Below are 16,625 nucleotides of genomic sequence, written 5' to 3'. Positions count from 1 at the left end.
CTTTTGATAATATTTCTTCCCTAGCCGTCAGTTTGCCGATTCTCGCCAAAAACGCGATTTATCACGGTGATTCCTGTGAATTCCCCAAACAAAAGACGGCAAATCCACCGGATAACTGTGCTTTAAAAGTGGCGATCCGCGCTATGATTTCTCTTGGCGAAAGTCAACATGGGCAGCCGCGGCGTGTGTGTGCGGCCTGCTTTCCTCGACATCCAACAATGAGACAAAAACCCATGCAATTACGTAGTGCAACCCTCATATTCAGCTTGCTGGCCGCTTTCGGTGGCAATGCCCTCGCGCAAAACGCTGCGACGCCATCGTGCCCGGGCGGCGACGGTGCCGCCGTGACGTATCCGCTCAGCAAAAAAGTCGACCAGCAAGACAACTATTTCGGCACCACCATTGCCGACCCGTACCGCTGGCTGGAAGACGCCAACAGCGCGGAAACAGGCGAGTGGGTCGCGGCGCAAAACAAGCTGACGCAGTCGTACCTGGGCACCATTCCCGAGCGCGCCGCGATCAAGCAGCGCCTGACCAAGCTGTGGAATTATGAGCGTTTCTCTACGCCAACGGAGCAGGGCGGCCGCTATTTCTACAGCCGCAATGACGGCTTGCAGAACCAGGCCGTGCTGTACACGGTGAAAAAACTGACGGACGAGCCGCGCCTGTTGCTGGACCCGAACACCCTGTCCACGGATGGCACGGTGGCGCTGGCCGGCACCTCGATCAGCCCGAACGGCAAATACCTGGCGTATGCCACGTCCGCCTCCGGTTCCGACTGGAACGAGTGGAAAGTGCGCGACATCGAGTCGGGCAAGGATTTGACGGACCACATCAAGTGGGCCAAGTTCTCGGGCGCCTCGTGGACCAAGGACAACACCGGCTTCTTCTACAGCCGCTATGACGCGCCGAACGAAGCGACCAAGCTGGCCGATATCAATTACTTCCAGAAATTGTATTTCCACAAGATCGGCACGCCACAAAGCGACGACGTGCTCGTCTTCGACCGTCCCGACCAGAAGGAATGGGCGTTCGGCGGCAGCACCGTCAGCGACGACGGCAATTATCTGATCATCACGGCCACGCAGGGCACGGAACGCAAGAACCGCATCTTCTACAAGGACTTGCGCCAGAAGAATGCCAAGGTGGTCGGCTTGCTGGAAGCGTTCGATGCGTCGTATTCCTTCATCGACAATGACGGTCCCGTGTTCTTCTTCAAGACGGATAACAAGGCGCCGAAATCGCGCGTGATCGCCATCGACACGCGCAAGCCCGCGCCTGCTGACTGGAAGGAAATCGTGCCGCAAAGCGCGGAAACCCTTGTCGCCGTCAATCTGATCAACAACCAGCTGGTGCTCGATTACTTGAAAGATGCGCAAACGCAAATCAAGATCGTCGACCTGAACGGCAAGCTGGTGCGTGAAGTGGCCTTGCCGGGCATCGGTTCGGCCGGCGGCTTCGCGGGCAAGCGTGGTGATACGGAAACGTTCTATTCTTTCACCAGCTTCACGACGCCAGCGACCATCTACCGCTACGACATGAAATCGGGCAAGAGCACGGTGTACCGCCAGCCGAAGGTCGACTTCGATCCGAACGCCTTTGAAACGCGCCAGCAATTCTTCACCAGCCGCGACGGAACCAAGGTGCCGATGTTCATCGTCTCGAAAAAAGGCATGAAGCTCGACGGCACGAATCCGACCTATCTGTACGGCTATGGCGGCTTCAATATTTCGCTCACGCCAAGCTTCTCCGTGGCCAATCTTGCCTGGGTGGAAATGGGCGGCGTCTACGTGATGGCCAACCTGCGCGGCGGCGGAGAATACGGCGAAGCATGGCACCAGGCTGGTACCAAGCTGAACAAGCAAAACGTCTTCGACGACTTCATCGGCGCGGCGCAATGGCTGGTGGACAACAAGGTCACCTCGCCATCGAAGCTGGCGATCGGCGGCGGCAGCAATGGCGGCCTGCTGGTGGGCGCGGCCATGACGCAGCGTCCCGACCTGTTCGCCGCGGCCATCCCGCAAGTGGGCGTGCTCGACATGTTGCGCTTCCACAAGTTCACCGTGGGCTGGGGCTGGGTGCCTGACTATGGTTCGTCGGACGACGCCGAACAGTTCAAGGCGCTGGTGAAATACTCGCCGCTGCACAACCTGAAGGCGGGCGGCTGCTATCCCGCCACCATGATCACGACGGCCGACCACGACGACCGCGTCGTGCCTGCCCACAGCTTCAAGTTCGCCGCCGCCGCTCAGGCAGCGCAAGGCGGCGCGGCGCCCGTGCTGATCCGCATCGACAGCAAGGCGGGCCATGGCGCAGGCAAGCCGACGACCAAGCAGATCGAGGAAGTGGCCGATCGCTGGGGCTTCCTCAGCCGTTCCTTGAAGATGACGCCGGCGGTGCCTGCGGAAGCGGCCAAGGTGGCGGCGCAGTAATCGGGTAGTATTCAGGTAAAAAGCGCGGGTGCGGTTGGCCCGCGCTTTTTTACGTCCGGTGCAAAGGCGCGATGCGCGCCAGCACGCCGTTTCCAAACGTGGACTGGAATGGCAAATCCTTGCGCTGCGCATAGCCGATATAGCAATCGCACTTGAAGCGCGGGCAGCGGCGTTCCTGCAGCATGTCTTCCAGTTCATCCACATACAGATTCCCCAGCCGCTCGGGCACGAAATGGCAGCGCGCCAGCTCGCCATCGCCATCGACGGACAGCGACGCTTCGCCCGCCAGGCACGGCTTGCCGCGCGAAGGGGATGGTCTGCGGTTTTGCGCGAACCACGGGTCGACGGCGTCCAGCCAGGCCAGGTCTTGCTCGCCGTAGTAGCCGGGACCACGCCGGTCATACGCGTTCAGCCACAGGTAGACGTGCGCCGGCAGGGCCGCGCGCAGGGCGCGGATGGCGTCCAGGTGTTCATTCATCGCGACGACGCCGACGGAATAGCGCACGCCCATGGCGTCCAGGCGCGCGCAGCGTGCGAGAAAGCGCGCCAGCGTCGTCTGGTCAGGGTGGTAGGTACACCACAGGCCGATCTTGTTCAGCCCATCCATCCCTCGCAGCCAGTCCAGGGGGCCGGACAGATTCGTCTGCAGCGCCACCTGGCGCACGTGGGGCATGCTGGCCAGGGTTTGCATGGCGGCGCGGTAGTGGCGCCGCACCAGCGCTTCGCCCCATGGCGTGAACAGCACGCCGATGGGGCGCGTCTGCCGCGCCACCCAGTCCGTGAAGCGTATCACTTCACGCGCGTCGCGGGCCAGCGCGGCGCGGCTGTCGCGCTTCTTGGCGAACGGGCAGTAGCCGCACGCGTAGTTGCAGCTCGCCAGCGTGCCCCGGTACAGCAGCGACAAGGTGCCAGGCTGCGTTGTCAGCACGCCTGGCCCTCTTGCGCCATCAGCGCGCGCACCGTCTCGGAGGCCAGCCATGGGCCGATGGTGTCGGCATACGAGTAACCACGGTCGTTCAGGCGCAGCAGCGGACCATCCTGCTCCACCAATTCCAGCGCGTGCAGCTCGGCCAGTTGCGGCAAGTCCGCTTCGCAGCGGCTGCCGAAACGCGCCGTGTAAGCGTCGCGGTCCAGGCCCGGTTCCGTCAGCAGCGACTGGATCACGTAGCGCCGGCGTTGCTCCGCCTCGTCGAGCACATAGCCGTGTTCCGCCTGCGCGAAGCGCGCCTCGTCCAGCGCCAGGTAGTTGTCGATGATGCCGATGGTCTCCGTGCGCGCCACCGCGTACTCGCTCGAATAATGCAGGCTGGCCGTGTACGAGCGGGCGCCCGCGCCCAGGCCCACCATGCCATCGTTCTGGCAGCAGTAGGAGGGACCATTCTGTTCCGGCGCATGCGGTGCGCGGAACATGCGCATCGAAACTTGCTCATAGCCTTGCGCGCGCAAATGGTCGCGCGCGGCCGCGTACAGGGCCAGGCGGCTGTCGCCATCGCGCGCCAGCATGATGGGGTTGAGCGAATCCGCGCCCTGGCGGCGCGCGATCTTGCCGAGGCCCGTCTGCTCGCGCACGTACAGCGGATACAGGTAGATTTCCTCTGGCGCGAAGGCCAGCGCGCTGTCGATGGAGGCCAGCAGGCTGGCCACCGTCTGGCCGGCGATACCGTAGATCAGGTCCAGGTTCAGGGTGGGAAAGCCGGCCGCGCGTATCAGGCCGATGGCGTGATGGACGGTGGCGTTTTGCTGAGGGCGGGCCAGGGCGCGCATCTCGCCGGCGGCAAAGCTCTGGATGCCCAGGCTGACCCTGTCGATGCCGTGCGCGCGGCACACGGCCAGGCGTTCCGCCGTGATGGTTTCGGGCGACGCCTCGATGCCGGCCGGCGTGGCCTGCAAATCAATGCCGAGGATGTCGCGCGCGCCGCACAGCAGGGTGTCGAGCTGCGCCGGCGACAGATAGGTGGGCGTGCCGCCACCCAGCGCAAAGCGGGCGAAGCGCCGTTCGCCCAGCGCGCCGTCGAGCGCGCGCATCTGCACCAGCACTTGCCGCACGTAGCGTTCGACCATGTCGGCGCCGGGGCGGGCCATGGCGAACAGGTTGCAAAAGCCGCAGCGCATCTCGCAAAACGGGATGTGGATGTACGCGAACAGGGCGGAGCGGTCCTGCCGCGCCCACACGGGCGCCAGCGGCGCCGCCTGCGGCAAGGCGCGGTAGGCCGCCTTGTGCGGATACGAGTACGAATACGCCTGGTAGGGCGTGTGGCGCATGCGCTGCGCCAGGGTGCCAGGTTGTTCGGCTGGGTTCACGGTGGGGACTCCTGGGAATGTGTATCGGTATCGGGGGCGATGAGGAAGTGCGCGTAGGGCACGCTCCACACGCTGTCGTGGGCGATGCGGTGGCCGCGGTAGCCGTCCTCGCCATACGCGCTGCCGTGGTCCGAGCAGACGATGGCGAACGTGGGCGCGCGCGCGGCGCAGGCGGCGAACAATGGCGCCAGCGCGCCATCCACATAGCGCAGGGCCGCCGCATGGCTTTCCAGGCAGTCGGCGCGGCAGCCTGGCAGGTAGGCGCGGTTCGGCGTGTGCAGCGCGGCCACGTTGATGAACAAAAAGGTGCGCTGGTCGCCGTCCGCCAGGCGGGCTATGGCCAGCGCCACCTGTTTTTGCGTCGAATGGCGGCTGGCCACGCCCATGCCCGCGCTCCAGTGGCTTTCCTGGAACAGCGACGGCAGCACCGTGCCCAACGCCGTCTGTTTATTGAAGAAACCCACGCCGCCGATGCAGATGGTGCGGTAGCCGCGCGCGGCCAGCGCGGCGGGAAGGTCCGCTTCCTCGAACGCGAACGTGTGCTTTGACGTCGTTTCGCTGCCCGCGAAGGCGGAAGCGAACAGGCGCGGATGGCGTCCCGGCGCGGCCGGCGTGGGCAGGAAACCGGCGAAGAAGGCCTGGTGCGCCGCATACGTGAACGTGGCTGGCGAGTGGCGCCGTTCCCAGCCTCCCGGCGGCAAGAAGCGCCCCAGCACGGGCAGTTCGCCCGCCGCGTACAGGGCTTGCGCCACGTCGTAGCGCAGGGTGTCGAGCGTGAGGAAGATGATGTCGTGGCTGCCGACGATGGCGTGCATGTCGGGGATGGCCGGTGTGTCGTTAAACATGGTTCAATTGCGCTGTATAAGTGTCCGCGCCTTGCCACAGCAGGCCTGGCAGCAGGTCGCCGAAGGCGTTCGCTTCCAGCACGTGGGCCTGGCCCTGGCGCACGACCAGGTCGTAGCCCGTCACGTGGCTGGCGGGGAAGGCGCGCGCGGCCTGGGCGCTGGCCGTTTCCAGCGCCGCCAGGTCGGCTGCGTTCAACAGGCCGGATGCGTCGCCGCGCCGGTTGTCGAGGTGCAGATTGGTCATCATCCGGTCGCCGATACGCGCCACCCGGTGCGCGGGCCGGCCGCCAAGCGTGACGACGCGCAGGTCGTAGTGGCTGTCGCCGCAGCGCGGCTTGTTCAGCCACGCTTCCGCGTACAGTTCCTGGGCGGCCAGCGCGTCGACGAGGGCGGCGATGTCGTGCCGCGTCTCGTAGCGGGCCATGCGCTTGACGTTGAACAAGCGTATCTGGCCGTCCGCCCGCGATAATGTTGCAGAAGTGGTGGCTTGCTGGCGGCCAGCTCTATTCCTGCGGTAGGCGACGACGCCGGAGGCGGACGAGCCATAGCGCGGTTTCAGATAGACGCGGTCAAGGTCGTGTTCGTGCAGCAGCGACTGCAGATGGTTGTAGCCATGCACGGGCCCCAGCAGGGCGGGGATGGCGATGCCGTGCGCGGCCAGATGGCGCTGGCAGGCCAGCTTGTCCGTCATGAGGCTGATCTCGGCGGGCGCGTTGACCACGCGCGCGCGCGGCCAGCCAGCCAGTTGTGTCGCCAGCGCCTGCATGGCGGCGTTGAAACCGGCAAACCACGCATCCATGGCCAGCAGCTCGCCATGTTCGGGCGCAGGCACGGGGGCGCGATCCTGCAGCCGGCAGCCCGCCTGCAGCAATAACAAATGGGCGGCGGGATCGTCGCCCGGTGGCTCGACTTTCAGCAGGCCTGGCTGGCTCAGCGCAGCATCGAGCAGCGTCGGCTGCGCCAGCCAGTCGCGCCATTCCAGCACGTGCGCGGGCGGCAGGCGCAGTTGCGCGCGCGCCGCCTGCATCAGGAGGACGCGCTTGCTGCCGGCGGTGGCCAGCAGGGTGAGAGGCGTTTGCAAGGGGTGCCGCTCCGCTTATTCGCCCACGGCCACGTAGCGGTAGCTTTCGCCGTCGTCTTCATCGGCTTCCTGCGGGTCGTCCAGCACCACCTCGAAAGGCAGCGCCTTCAGCTTCGCCTGGTTTTCCTCGGAAATGTAATGGTGCGACAGGTCCAGGCGCTTCAACTTGCCCAGCTGTGTGTGATTGAGCACGGCCACGGCGCCCAGGTCGCCGATGGTGCCCAGCGACAGGTCGAGGGTGTCGAGCTGCGCCACCAGCGGTTCTTCCGCCAGCCACACGGCCAGGTCGTCGGCGATTTCCGCGTCGCGCAAGCCCAGGTAGCGCAGGGTGGGCACGGTCAGCTGCGCCAGCACCTTGCGGTACAGGTCGACGTCGCCCGAGAAGCCATAGTCGTCCGTGCCCAGCCACAATTCCAGGTGCTCCAGCTGCGGCATGCTCGATTGCGCCAGCGCTTCGGCGATCTTTTGATCGAGGCCGCCCGCTTCGATGGTGAAGCGGCGCAGGTGCTGGTGCGCGAACGGTTCGATGACGAGCTCATTGCCGCCGCGGATGCGCAATTCTTCCAGCAGCGGGAAGGCGTCCAGCAGGGGCTTGTAGCTGCCTTGCACGATCCACGAGATTTCGCATTCCTCGTACGTCATGTCGCCGATGAACAGGGCGCGCAAGTTGGGCAGTTCGGCGGCGTGGGCGATCAGCGCGGCCATCACTTCATCGGCGCCCGATTCGTATGGGTCGCCCCACATGCCGATGATCAGCGCTTCGAGCGCGCCCTTGTCGGCCTTGGCGAGGAAGCCGGCGATCAGCTCGTCCATCTTGCGCTTGTCGTCGTATTCGAGCGACAGCCGGTAGACGATGCCGGGCGAGGCGTCGAACGGCAGGTCCGGGTCGTACTGGACGACTTTCTTGTTGTGGAAGGTGGTGGTGCTGTCGGAAATCGTCATTGCTAAGGCTCCATGAAAGACAGTGAAAATCTTGTCTAATCCAAAATCTTAGCATGGGCGAAAGAGCTTATTGCACACCGCTGAAAAGCAACTATCTATGGATTACCACCAATAAGGCCTTGCCTTCCGTCTTGCCCAGATTGCGTATCGTATGCGGCTGGTCCGCCGGATAGCGCGCCGTGCCGCCATTCTTGACCTTTTTCTTCGCCGCGCCCACTTCCAGTTCCAGGTTGCCGTGGATCACCGTCAAATGCTCGGTGGTGCCCGGGTCGTGCGGCTGCGACGCCAGTTCGCCGCCCGGCGCCAGGGTCACTTCATACCATTCGTATTTGCCGGCCAGTTCCATCGGCCCCAGGATGCGCAGCACGTAGCCCGCGTGGTCGCCGGGCAGGGTGGGGGTTTCATGGGCGTCCGTGATGCGGATGGTTTCCACGGCTTTTTCCGCGCTCGACAGCAATTCGCCGATCTGCACGCCCAGGGCGTTGGCCAGGCGCCACGTGATGGCGATGGTGGGATTGGCTTTTTCGCGCTCGATTTGCGACAGCATGGACTTCGAGACGCCCGCGATGCGCGACAAATCCTCGAGTGTCAGGCCGCGCGCCAGGCGCAGCCGTTGCAGTGTGGCACCCACTTCAGGGGGGGAATTGGTCGAAACGCTGGTTTTCATCGGCAGGTGGCTTGCAAAGTTCAATAGGCTTGGGTAATATCCACTATATTGAATTTCAGTTCGAAATAGTGGATTTTGAGGAAAAGCACGGAAACGTGTAGACTTCAAACAGCGCTTCACGGTACAGCATTGTGCGCGCGCCGGTCAAGCGACGGTTCCTCCTATGACGGCTGAGAGCACACGGACACCATACGCATACAACAGGGACACACAAGGAACATCATGAGCGAGCAAGCGAAGAACACCTTTTTCAGCGGTCTGCAACAGAATCTCGATCAACTGCGCCAGCAGGGCTTGTACAAGCCCGAGCGCGTGATCGCCTCGCGCCAGGGCGCCGAAGTGGTGTGTGACGATGGCCGTACCCTGATCAATATGTGTGCGAACAACTACCTGGGCCTGTCCGGCGACCTGCAGACGCAGGAAGCGTCGATTGCCGCTACGCAAAAATATGGCTACGGCCTGTCGTCCGTGCGCTTCATCTGCGGCACGCAAACCGTGCATAAGGAGCTGGAACAGGCCATCTCCAGCTTCCTGGGCACCGAGGACACGATTCTGTACGCGGCCGCATTCGACGCCAACGGCGGCGTGTTCGAGCCCCTGTTCGATGAAAACGACGCCATCATCTCCGACGCGCTGAACCACGCTTCCATCATCGACGGCATCCGCCTGTGCAAGGCTGGCCGCTACCGCTATGCGCACAACGACATGGCCGACCTGGAAGTGCAGCTGCAAGCGGCGATCGCCGCCGGCAAGCGCCATAAAGTCATCGTCACGGACGGCGTGTTCTCGATGGACGGCACGATCGCGCAACTCGACAAGATCTGCGACCTGGCCGACAAGTATGGCGCGCTGGTGATGATCGACGAATGCCACGCTTCCGGCTTCATGGGCGCGACGGGCCGCGGCACGCACGAACACCACAATGTGATGGGCCGCATCGACATCATCACGGGCACCCTGGGCAAGGCCCTGGGCGGCGCCATGGGCGGTTTCACCTCGGCGCGCAAGGAAGTCATCGACACCCTGCGCCAGAAATCGCGCCCCTACCTGTTCTCGAACACCCTGGCGCCATCGATCGCCGGCGCTTCGCTGTCGGTGCTGGCCCGCCTGGCCAAGTCGACGGAACTGCGCGACCGCCTGCATGACAACACGGCGTTCTTCCGCAGCGAGATCGAGCGCATCGGCTTCACCATCAAGCCGGGCACCCATCCGGTCGTTCCCGTGATGCTGTTCGACGCCCCGGTGGCGCAACAATTCGCCGCCCGCCTGTATGAACTGGGCGTGCTGGTGACGGGCTTCTTCTACCCGGTCGTGCCGATGGGCCAGGCCCGTGTCCGCGTACAGCTGTCGGCCGCGCATACGCGCGCACAGCTGGTGCAAGTGCTGGCCGCCTTCGAGCAGGCGGGCAAGGAACTGGGCCTGCTGCCTACGACCACGACGAATAACTAACAAGATATCAGGACAAGACAATGGAACGCATTTTAGTCATCGGCGCAAACGGCCAAATCGGTAGTGAACTGGTGGGCGCGCTGGCGCTGCAGCACGGCGCGGACAACGTCATCGCCAGCGACATCGGCACGCATAATCTGTACCAGGCCAAGCGCTATGCGCAATTGAATGTGCTGGACAAGGACGGCCTGGCGGCCATCATCGCCGATGAAAACATCACCCAGGTGTACCAGCTGGCGGCCATGCTGTCGGCCACGGGCGAGGCGGCGCCATTGAAGGCGTGGAGCCTGAACATGGATGGCTTGCTCAATATCCTGGAACTGGCGCGCGAGCGGGGCGAGGCGGGCAAGCCGCTGCGCATCTTCTGGCCGTCGTCGATCGCCGCCTTCGGCCCGAACACGCCGCAGGTGAACACGCCGCAAATGACGGTGATGGATCCGACCTCGATGTACGGCATCAGCAAGCTGGCCGGCGAGCGCCTGTGCGAGTACTACTTCAACAAGTATGGCGTGGACGTGCGCAGCATCCGCTACCCGGGCATCATCAGCTACAAGTCGCCTCCGGGCGGCGGCACCACGGATTACGCGATCGCCATCTTCCATGCGGCCTTGCGCGGCGAACGCTATGACTGCTTCCTCGATGGGAACACCACCTTGCCGATGATTTACATGCCCGACGCCATCCGCGCCACCATCGAATTGATGGACGCGCCGGCGGCATCGATCAAGATCCGTTCTTCGTACAATGTGGCGGGCGTGTCGTTCAACCCCGAGCAGCTGGCCAAGGCCATCGTGCACATGGTGCCGGACTTCAAGATCAGCTACAAGCCGGACAGCCGCCAGGCCATCGCCGACAGCTGGCCGCAAAGCCTGGACGACAGCAAGGCCAGCGCCGATTGGGGCTGGAAGGCGCAGATCGGCGTCGAGCAGATGGTCACCGACATGCTGGCCAATGTCGACGCGGGGCAGGCTGCCAAGGCAGCCTGAGTCCAGCACCGCAATTCATAAAAACATACCAATATAAAGAGACACTACATGGATATGAGCGTATTCGACTTATTTAAGATCGGCATCGGGCCGTCGAGTTCCCACACGGTGGGGCCGATGGTGGCGGCGCGGCGTTTTCTGGTCGAATACGGTCCGCTGGACCAGGTGGTGGGCGTCGAGGCGGCCCTGTATGGCTCGCTGGCGCTGACTGGCGTGGGCCATGCCACGGACAAGGCCGTCATTCTTGGCCTGATGGGCGAAACGCCGCAGGACGTCGCGCCCGATGCCGTCGACAGCAAGCTGGCCGCCATCGAGGCGGCCGGCGAGATCGCGCTGCTGGGCACGCGCGTGGTGCCATTCACGGCCGCCACGGGCCTGGTCTGGCACAAGAGCGAATCGCTGCCCGAACACCCGAACGGCATGCGCTTCACCCTGAAACTGGCGGACGGCAGCCGCGTCGACAGGGTGTATTACTCGATCGGCGGCGGCTTTATCCGCGAAGCGGGCGAGGCGCAGGCGGAAGCGGCGGTGGAGTCGGCCGCTGCTGCTCGCGTCGTCTTCCCCTTCGACACGATGGAGCAGTTGCTGGCGCATGGCCTGGAAAGCGGCTTGTCGATTCCGGAAATGCTGCGCGCGAACGAGTGCGTTAAGCGCAGCGACGAGGAATTGAATGCGGGCCTGGACCGCATCTGGCACGTCATGCGCGACTGCATCGCGCACGGCCTGGAAACGACGGGCAACCTGCCGGGCGGCTTGAACGTCAAGCGCCGCGCCGCGAAATTGTGGCGCCTGGCGCAGGAGGCGAAGGCGTCCGACAACCGCGCCAACGACTTGCCGCACGACGCCGTGCACCTGGTCAGCCTGTACGCGATGGCCGTGAACGAGGAAAACGCGGCCGGCGGGCGCGTGGTGACGGCGCCGACGAACGGCGCCGCCGGCATCATCCCGGCCGTGCTGCGCTACTATGCGCAGGATTGCCGCCCCAGCGATCCGGTCGGCGGCGTGCGCCGCTTCATGCTGACGGCCGCCGCCATCGGCATGCTGTGCAAGCGCAATGCCTCGATCTCGGGCGCCGAAGTGGGCTGCCAGGGCGAAGTGGGCGTGGCCTGCGCCATGGCGGCGGCCGGCCTGGTGGCGGCCCTGGGCGGCACCAATGAACAGATCGAGAACGCGGCCGAAATCGGCATCGAACACCACCTGGGCATGACGTGCGACCCGATCGGCGGCCTGGTGCAGATCCCCTGCATCGAGCGCAATGGCATGGGCGCCGTGAAAGCCATCACGGCCGCCTCGCTGGCGCTGAAGGGCGACGGCACGCATTTCGTCAGCCTCGACGAAGTCATCGAAACCATGCGCCAGACGGGCGCGGACATGCAGGACAAGTACAAGGAAACGTCGTTGGGCGGCCTGGCAGTTCACGTCATTACCGTGAACCACGCAGCTTGCTGAGGGCGACGCGATAAACCTACTGCGCAGCCCACTCTCGCGTCGGCGTTGCTCGCCGTACCCTGGTACGGCTGCGCTACTCAACGCGACATTGGGCTTGCTCGCTACGGTTTCTCGCGCCGCCGTGACGTCCCGGGCGCTGATATAAAGACGGAATCGCCTTAATCTTCCTCAAACAGCTGCTCCAGCCTCCGCGGGTAGTGATTCAAAAAATCGCGCGTCACGGCGTAATGTTCCGTGTCTTCATAGGCCATCTCGTGGATGCCGCCGCCCGTAAAGCTGAGTATTTTCGCGTTCGGGTAGGCCAGCAGTATCGGTGAATGGGTGGCGATGATCAGCTGCGAGTCGTCCTGCACCAGCTGGTGGATCACGGACAGGGCCGCCATCTGGCGGCTGGGCGACAGGGCCGCCTCGGGCTCGTCCAGCAGGTACAGGCCTTTTCCCCGCAGCTTGTTGATCAGGGTCGCCATGAACGCTTCGCCGTGCGATTGCGCGTGCAGCGACTTGCCGCCATAGCTGGCCAGGTATTCGGGCATGTCGTCCATGTAGGTGGCGACGTTGAAAAAGCTTTCGGCGCGCAGGAAATAGCTGTCGTCCGGTTTCTTGTAGCTCTTGCTCAGGCGCAGATGCGCGTGCAGGCCCGATTCCTCGTCCGAGGGCAGGGCGATGCGCACGTTGCGCGTGCCGCCATCCTTGCCGAAGCCCAGCGCCACGGCCAGCGCCTCGAGCATGGTCGACTTGCCGCTGCCATTCTCGCCCACGAAGAACGTCACGTCGGGGTGGAAATCCATGTGCACGAAGTCGCGGATGGCGGGGATGGTGAATGGATAGTGGTCGAGGTCGACGACGGCGTCGGGGCGCAGCGCGGCGCTTTGCAGATACGGTTTTTTACTCAGCGACATGGCCGGTTCCATGAATGGCCCGCAGGCGGGCCGACAAACACCAGTGTGGCGCAAATCAGGCGCCCGCGCCAGTCTGCGCATGCATCTTTGTACGGAGCGTTGATCTCGTCATAAAAAATTTCCAAATTGCAATGTTTTATGTCTGTCGGGCGCTGCTGTTTGACAACAAGCGCGCCGGCCAGGACGGCAGCGTACGCATGCGATTCGCCTTGGGGAGCGGCTGGCACTATAATATCCGCTGCCATTCATGATCAACCGCACTCAGCTCAACTGGACTCTTCAAATCTATGCACTACGTGTCTACCCGCGCTGAAAAAGCGCCATTGAATCCGCAGCAATTCTCCGACATCCTCCTGGGCGGCCTGGCCCCCGATGGCGGACTGTATCTCCCTGAACACTACCCGCAAGTCACTGGTGCCGAGCTCAACGCCTGGCGCACATTGTCGTATGCCGACCTGGCCTACGAAATCCTGAAGAAGTTCGCCACCGATATCCCGGCCGCGGACCTGAAGGCACTGACGGCGAAAACCTATACCAAGGCAGTCTACAAGAACGCCCGCGCCGGTGAAAACGCGGCCGACATCACGCCGCTGCGCGTGCTCGAAGAAAACGTCGTCAAGGGCGGCCAGACCACCCTGATCCTGCAGGCGCTGTCGAACGGCCCGACCCTGGCCTTCAAGGACATGGCCATGCAGTTGCTGGGCAACCTGTTCGAATACACGCTGGCCAAGCACGACGCCGAACTCAATATCTTCGGCGCCACGTCCGGCGACACGGGCAGCGCGGCCGAATACGCGATGCGCGGCAAGAAGGGCATCCGCGTCTTCATGTTGTCGCCGCACAAGAAAATGAGCGCCTTCCAGACGGCGCAGATGTTCAGCCTGCAAGACCCGAACATCTACAACATCGCCGTCGAAGGCGTGTTCGACGATTGCCAGGATATGGTGAAAGCCGTGTCGAACGACTTGCCGTTCAAGGCGCAACAGAAGATCGGCACCGTCAACTCCATCAACTGGGCGCGCGTCGTGGCGCAGGTGGTGTATTACTTCCGCGGCTACCTGGCGGCCACCACCAGCAACGAGCAAAAGGTGTCGTTCACGGTGCCATCGGGCAACTTCGGCAATATCTGCGCCGGCCATATCGCCCGCATGATGGGTTTACCGATCTCGAAACTGGTGGTGGCCACGAATGAAAACGACGTGCTCGACGAATTCTTCCGCACGGGCGTCTACCGCGTGCGCAAATCCGCCGAGACGTATCACACGAGCAGCCCGTCGATGGATATCTCGAAAGCGTCGAACTTCGAGCGCTTCGTCTACGACCTGGTGGGCCGCGACAGCGGGCGCGTACGCGCGCTGTTCACGAAAGTGGAAACGCACGGCGGCTTCGACCTGTCCGGCAAGCCTGGCAGCGATGGCGACGAATTCAAGCTGGTGGCCAAGTACGGCTTCAAGTCGGGCAAGTCCACGCACCAGGACCGCCTCGACACCATCCGCGACGTGGCCGACGACTACGGCATCACCATCGACACGCACACGGCCGACGGCATCAAGGTGGCGCGCGAGCACCTGGAGCCGAACGTGCCGATGATCGTGCTGGAAACGGCGCTGGCGGCCAAGTTCAACGAAACAATCCTCGAAGCGCTGGGCGTGGACGCGGAGCGCCCGGCCGGCTTCGAGAACATCGAGGACTTGCCGCAGAAGTTCGTTGTGATGGGCACGGACGTGGACAAAATGAAGGCGTACATCGCCTCAAATACGGGGCTGTGATGACTGACGCCAGCACTGTACGCAAACCGATGCTGTCGGTGGCCGAGGCGCAAGCCTTCATGCTGGGCGCGGCGCGCCCGTTGGCCGAGGTGGAGCTGGTCGACACCATGCGCGCCAACGGCCGCGTGCTGGCGGCCGCCCAGACGTCGACCCTGAACGTGCCCGAGCGCGACAACACGCAGATGGATGGCTATGCCGTGCGCGCGATTGACTGCGCCAGCGGCGCGGCCAGCCTGCCCGTGTCGCAGCGCATCGCGGCCGGCCACGTGGGCCAGCCCTTGCAGCCGGGGACGGCGGCGCGCATCTTCACGGGCGCCCTGATTCCGGACGGTGCCGATTGCGTCGTGATGCAGGAGCAGTGCACCTTGCTCGATGGCGTGGTGACGGTTAACCACGTGCCGCAAGCGGGCGAATGGGTGCGCCGCCAGGGCGAGGATATCCGCGCCGGCGGCGAGATCCTCGGCGCGGGCCGGCGCCTGCGCAGCCAGGAAATGGGCCTGGCCGCCTCGGTGGGCCTGGCGCAAGTGCCGGTGCTGCGCAAGCTGCGCGTGGCCGTGTTCTTCACGGGCGACGAGCTGGCCATGCCGGGCGAGCCTTTGGCGCCGGGCGCCGTCTACAACTCGAATCGTTTTACCTTGCGCGGCCTGCTGGAAAATCTGGGTTGCGAGATCACGGACCTGGGCATCGTTCCCGACAGCCTGGAGGCGACGCGCGCCGTGCTGCGCCAGGCGGCGCAGGGCAATGATCTGATCATCACCTCGGGCGGCGTGTCCGTGGGCGAGGAAGACCATATCAAGCCGGCCGTGGAAGCGGAAGGGCGGCTGAACATGTGGCAGATCGCCGTCAAGCCGGGTAAACCCTTGGCCTTCGGCGAAGTGCGCGATGCGTTCTTTGTCGGCTTGCCCGGCAATCCCGTCTCCAGCTTCGTCACGTTTTTGCTGTTCGTGCGGCCGTTCATTCTGCGCCTGCAGGGCGTGGCGGGGAATCTGGCGCCGCGCAGCTACAAGCTGCCGGCCGCGTTTGAACGCCTGAAGGCGGACAAGCGCAACGAGTTCTTGCGCGCCAGGGTCAATGACGAGGGCGAGCTGGAACTGTTCGCCAACCAGAGTTCCGGCGTGCTGACGTCCACCGTGTGGGGCGATGGCTTGATCGATTGCCCGCCGGGCCTGTCGATCGCGCGTGGCGACATGCTGCGCTTTATCCCGTTTAACGAATTGCTGTACTGAGGAAGTATCGATGAAGATCAATCTGCGTTTTTTCGCCAGCGTGCGCGAGCTGGTGGGCACGGGCCAGGAAGTGCTGGAGGTGGACGAAGCGGCCGCTCCACGGCTGACGGTGGGCGAGGTGAGAGCCCTGCTGATCGCGCGTGGCGGCAACTGGGAATACGCGCTGGCGCAAGGCCGCGCGCTGCGCATGGCGCATAATCAGGTGATGTGCGATGCCGATACCGCGATAGGCGAAGGCGACGAGGTGGCGTTCTTCCCGCCCGTGACGGGCGGCTGAGAATGTCCACTGGAGAAAATGGCCGCTGAAGCGGCCATTTTTTATGACGACTTGGTTTTTGCCTTGTCCCCGCTGCACGTCGCGCAGGCGATGGCTTTCTTGTAGCGCCAGTATTTCGAGCCGATGAAGATGGCTGACGCGACCATAGACCAGGCCAGCGCGCTGAGGATGTCGGCCTGGCTGGTGGTGCCCTTGCTGTATTCGACCACCGTCAGGATGATGAATAAAATCGAACTGGCCAGAAAATAGCGGGAAATCCAGAATCCTGCGCCCATGTCTATCTCCTCTCGTGTCTTGTCGTC

At 63.9% G+C, this 16,625-nt stretch carries 15 protein-coding genes; 7 read left to right on the top strand and 8 right to left on the bottom strand.

The annotated features are described in order from the left end of the window. The first annotated feature begins 233 nt into the window (after positions 1–233). Positions 234–2,432 carry a prolyl oligopeptidase family serine peptidase gene (locus tag GCN78_RS24060; RefSeq protein ID WP_193316851.1) on the top strand — a complete coding sequence of 733 codons (2,199 nt, stop codon included), beginning with the start codon at positions 234–236 and terminating at the stop codon, positions 2,430–2,432. 49 nt (positions 2,433–2,481) lie between these two features. Here GCN78_RS24060 and GCN78_RS24055 read toward each other — a convergent pair whose 3' ends face one another. The 6 genes from GCN78_RS24055 to GCN78_RS24030 form a co-directional block, all read right to left on the bottom strand. Further along, positions 2,482–3,360 (bottom strand): STM4011 family radical SAM protein, encoded by an 879-nt coding sequence (locus tag GCN78_RS24055; RefSeq protein ID WP_152253954.1) that lies wholly within the window; start codon positions 3,358–3,360, stop codon positions 2,482–2,484. After that, positions 3,354–4,733: an STM4012 family radical SAM protein gene (locus tag GCN78_RS24050; protein ID WP_226939799.1), complete on the bottom strand. Its 1,380-nt coding sequence runs from the start codon at positions 4,731–4,733 to the stop codon at positions 3,354–3,356. The genes GCN78_RS24055 and GCN78_RS24050 overlap by 7 nt, the downstream gene beginning before the upstream one ends. Then, positions 4,730–5,578 (bottom strand): STM4013/SEN3800 family hydrolase, encoded by an 849-nt coding sequence (locus GCN78_RS24045; protein ID WP_152253953.1) that lies wholly within the window; start codon positions 5,576–5,578, stop codon positions 4,730–4,732. Before GCN78_RS24045 ends, GCN78_RS24050 begins: the two co-directional genes overlap by 4 nt. After that, positions 5,571–6,659, bottom strand: a complete 1,089-nt coding sequence (locus tag GCN78_RS24040; RefSeq protein ID WP_152253952.1) for an STM4014 family protein — start codon at positions 6,657–6,659, stop codon at positions 5,571–5,573. Before GCN78_RS24040 ends, GCN78_RS24045 begins: the two co-directional genes overlap by 8 nt. A 15-nt stretch (positions 6,660–6,674) precedes the next feature. Then, positions 6,675–7,601 (bottom strand): STM4015 family protein, encoded by a 927-nt coding sequence (locus tag GCN78_RS24035; RefSeq protein WP_152253951.1) that lies wholly within the window; start codon positions 7,599–7,601, stop codon positions 6,675–6,677. A 91-nt stretch (positions 7,602–7,692) separates the two neighbouring features. After that, the gene (locus GCN78_RS24030) at positions 7,693–8,268 is read right to left on the bottom strand and encodes a helix-turn-helix domain-containing protein (protein WP_070218654.1); all 576 of its coding nucleotides are present in this window, start codon (positions 8,266–8,268) and stop codon (positions 7,693–7,695) included. 222 nt (positions 8,269–8,490) lie between these two features. On the opposite strand from GCN78_RS24030, the gene kbl reads away from it, so the two are divergent. Genes kbl through GCN78_RS24015 form a run of 3 tightly spaced genes read left to right on the top strand, consistent with a single transcriptional unit; the run spans position 8,491 to position 12,152 of the window. Then, positions 8,491–9,717, top strand: a complete 1,227-nt coding sequence (gene kbl, locus GCN78_RS24025) for a glycine C-acetyltransferase (RefSeq protein WP_152253950.1) — start codon at positions 8,491–8,493, stop codon at positions 9,715–9,717. 20 nt (positions 9,718–9,737) lie between these two features. Further along, entirely contained in the window at positions 9,738–10,703 is a 966-nt protein-coding gene (locus GCN78_RS24020; RefSeq protein WP_152253949.1) for an NAD-dependent epimerase/dehydratase family protein, read from the top strand. A 48-nt stretch (positions 10,704–10,751) separates the two neighbouring features. Continuing rightward, positions 10,752–12,152 (top strand): L-serine ammonia-lyase, encoded by a 1,401-nt coding sequence (locus GCN78_RS24015; RefSeq protein ID WP_152253948.1) that lies wholly within the window; start codon positions 10,752–10,754, stop codon positions 12,150–12,152. Positions 12,153–12,310: 158 nt separating this feature from the next. Here GCN78_RS24015 and GCN78_RS24010 read toward each other — a convergent pair whose 3' ends face one another. Then, positions 12,311–13,051 carry an AAA family ATPase gene (locus tag GCN78_RS24010; protein WP_193316849.1) on the bottom strand — a complete coding sequence of 247 codons (741 nt, stop codon included), beginning with the start codon at positions 13,049–13,051 and terminating at the stop codon, positions 12,311–12,313. Between the two features lie 287 nt (positions 13,052–13,338). Between GCN78_RS24010 and thrC the strand changes: the two genes are divergently transcribed. From thrC to moaD, 3 genes are read left to right on the top strand one after another with little or no spacing between them, the layout of a single operon-like run. Further along, positions 13,339–14,820, top strand: a complete 1,482-nt coding sequence (gene thrC, locus GCN78_RS24005) for a threonine synthase (RefSeq protein WP_152253946.1) — start codon at positions 13,339–13,341, stop codon at positions 14,818–14,820. Further along, a complete protein-coding gene (locus GCN78_RS24000; protein WP_152253945.1) occupies positions 14,820–16,046 on the top strand; it encodes a molybdopterin molybdotransferase MoeA in 1,227 nt (408 codons plus the stop codon). The genes thrC and GCN78_RS24000 overlap by 1 nt, the downstream gene beginning before the upstream one ends. Before the next feature lie 10 nt (positions 16,047–16,056). Beyond that, complete coding sequence (gene moaD / locus GCN78_RS23995; RefSeq protein ID WP_152253944.1) at positions 16,057–16,323, top strand: molybdopterin converting factor subunit 1; 267 nt, start codon at positions 16,057–16,059, stop codon at positions 16,321–16,323. Between the two features lie 41 nt (positions 16,324–16,364). On the opposite strand, the gene GCN78_RS23990 is transcribed toward moaD, so the two are convergent. Beyond that, positions 16,365–16,598 (bottom strand): hypothetical protein, encoded by a 234-nt coding sequence (locus GCN78_RS23990; protein ID WP_152253943.1) that lies wholly within the window; start codon positions 16,596–16,598, stop codon positions 16,365–16,367. Positions 16,599–16,625 lie beyond the last annotated feature (27 nt).

The organism is Janthinobacterium rivuli (assembly GCF_009208735.1).
GTDB lineage: Bacteria > Pseudomonadota > Gammaproteobacteria > Burkholderiales > Burkholderiaceae_D > Janthinobacterium.
This window is presented reverse-complemented; position numbering and strand designations above follow the sequence as displayed.

Coding starts and splice junctions, on each gene's coding strand:
- GCN78_RS24060 (WP_193316851.1), top strand. CDS start 234: ATGCAATTACGTAGTGCAACCCTCATATTCAGCTTGCTGGCCGCTTTC.
- GCN78_RS24045 (WP_152253953.1), bottom strand. CDS start 5,578: ATGTTTAACGACACACCGGCCATCCCCGACATGCACGCCATCGTCGGC.
- GCN78_RS24035 (WP_152253951.1), bottom strand. CDS start 7,601: ATGACGATTTCCGACAGCACCACCACCTTCCACAACAAGAAAGTCGTC.
- GCN78_RS24030 (WP_070218654.1), bottom strand. CDS start 8,268: ATGAAAACCAGCGTTTCGACCAATTCCCCCCCTGAAGTGGGTGCCACA.
- kbl (WP_152253950.1), top strand. CDS start 8,491: ATGAGCGAGCAAGCGAAGAACACCTTTTTCAGCGGTCTGCAACAGAAT.
- GCN78_RS24020 (WP_152253949.1), top strand. CDS start 9,738: ATGGAACGCATTTTAGTCATCGGCGCAAACGGCCAAATCGGTAGTGAA.
- GCN78_RS24015 (WP_152253948.1), top strand. CDS start 10,752: ATGGATATGAGCGTATTCGACTTATTTAAGATCGGCATCGGGCCGTCG.
- GCN78_RS24010 (WP_193316849.1), bottom strand. CDS start 13,051: ATGTCGCTGAGTAAAAAACCGTATCTGCAAAGCGCCGCGCTGCGCCCC.
- thrC (WP_152253946.1), top strand. CDS start 13,339: ATGCACTACGTGTCTACCCGCGCTGAAAAAGCGCCATTGAATCCGCAG.
- GCN78_RS24000 (WP_152253945.1), top strand. CDS start 14,820: ATGACTGACGCCAGCACTGTACGCAAACCGATGCTGTCGGTGGCCGAG.
- moaD (WP_152253944.1), top strand. CDS start 16,057: ATGAAGATCAATCTGCGTTTTTTCGCCAGCGTGCGCGAGCTGGTGGGC.
- GCN78_RS23990 (WP_152253943.1), bottom strand. CDS start 16,598: ATGGGCGCAGGATTCTGGATTTCCCGCTATTTTCTGGCCAGTTCGATT.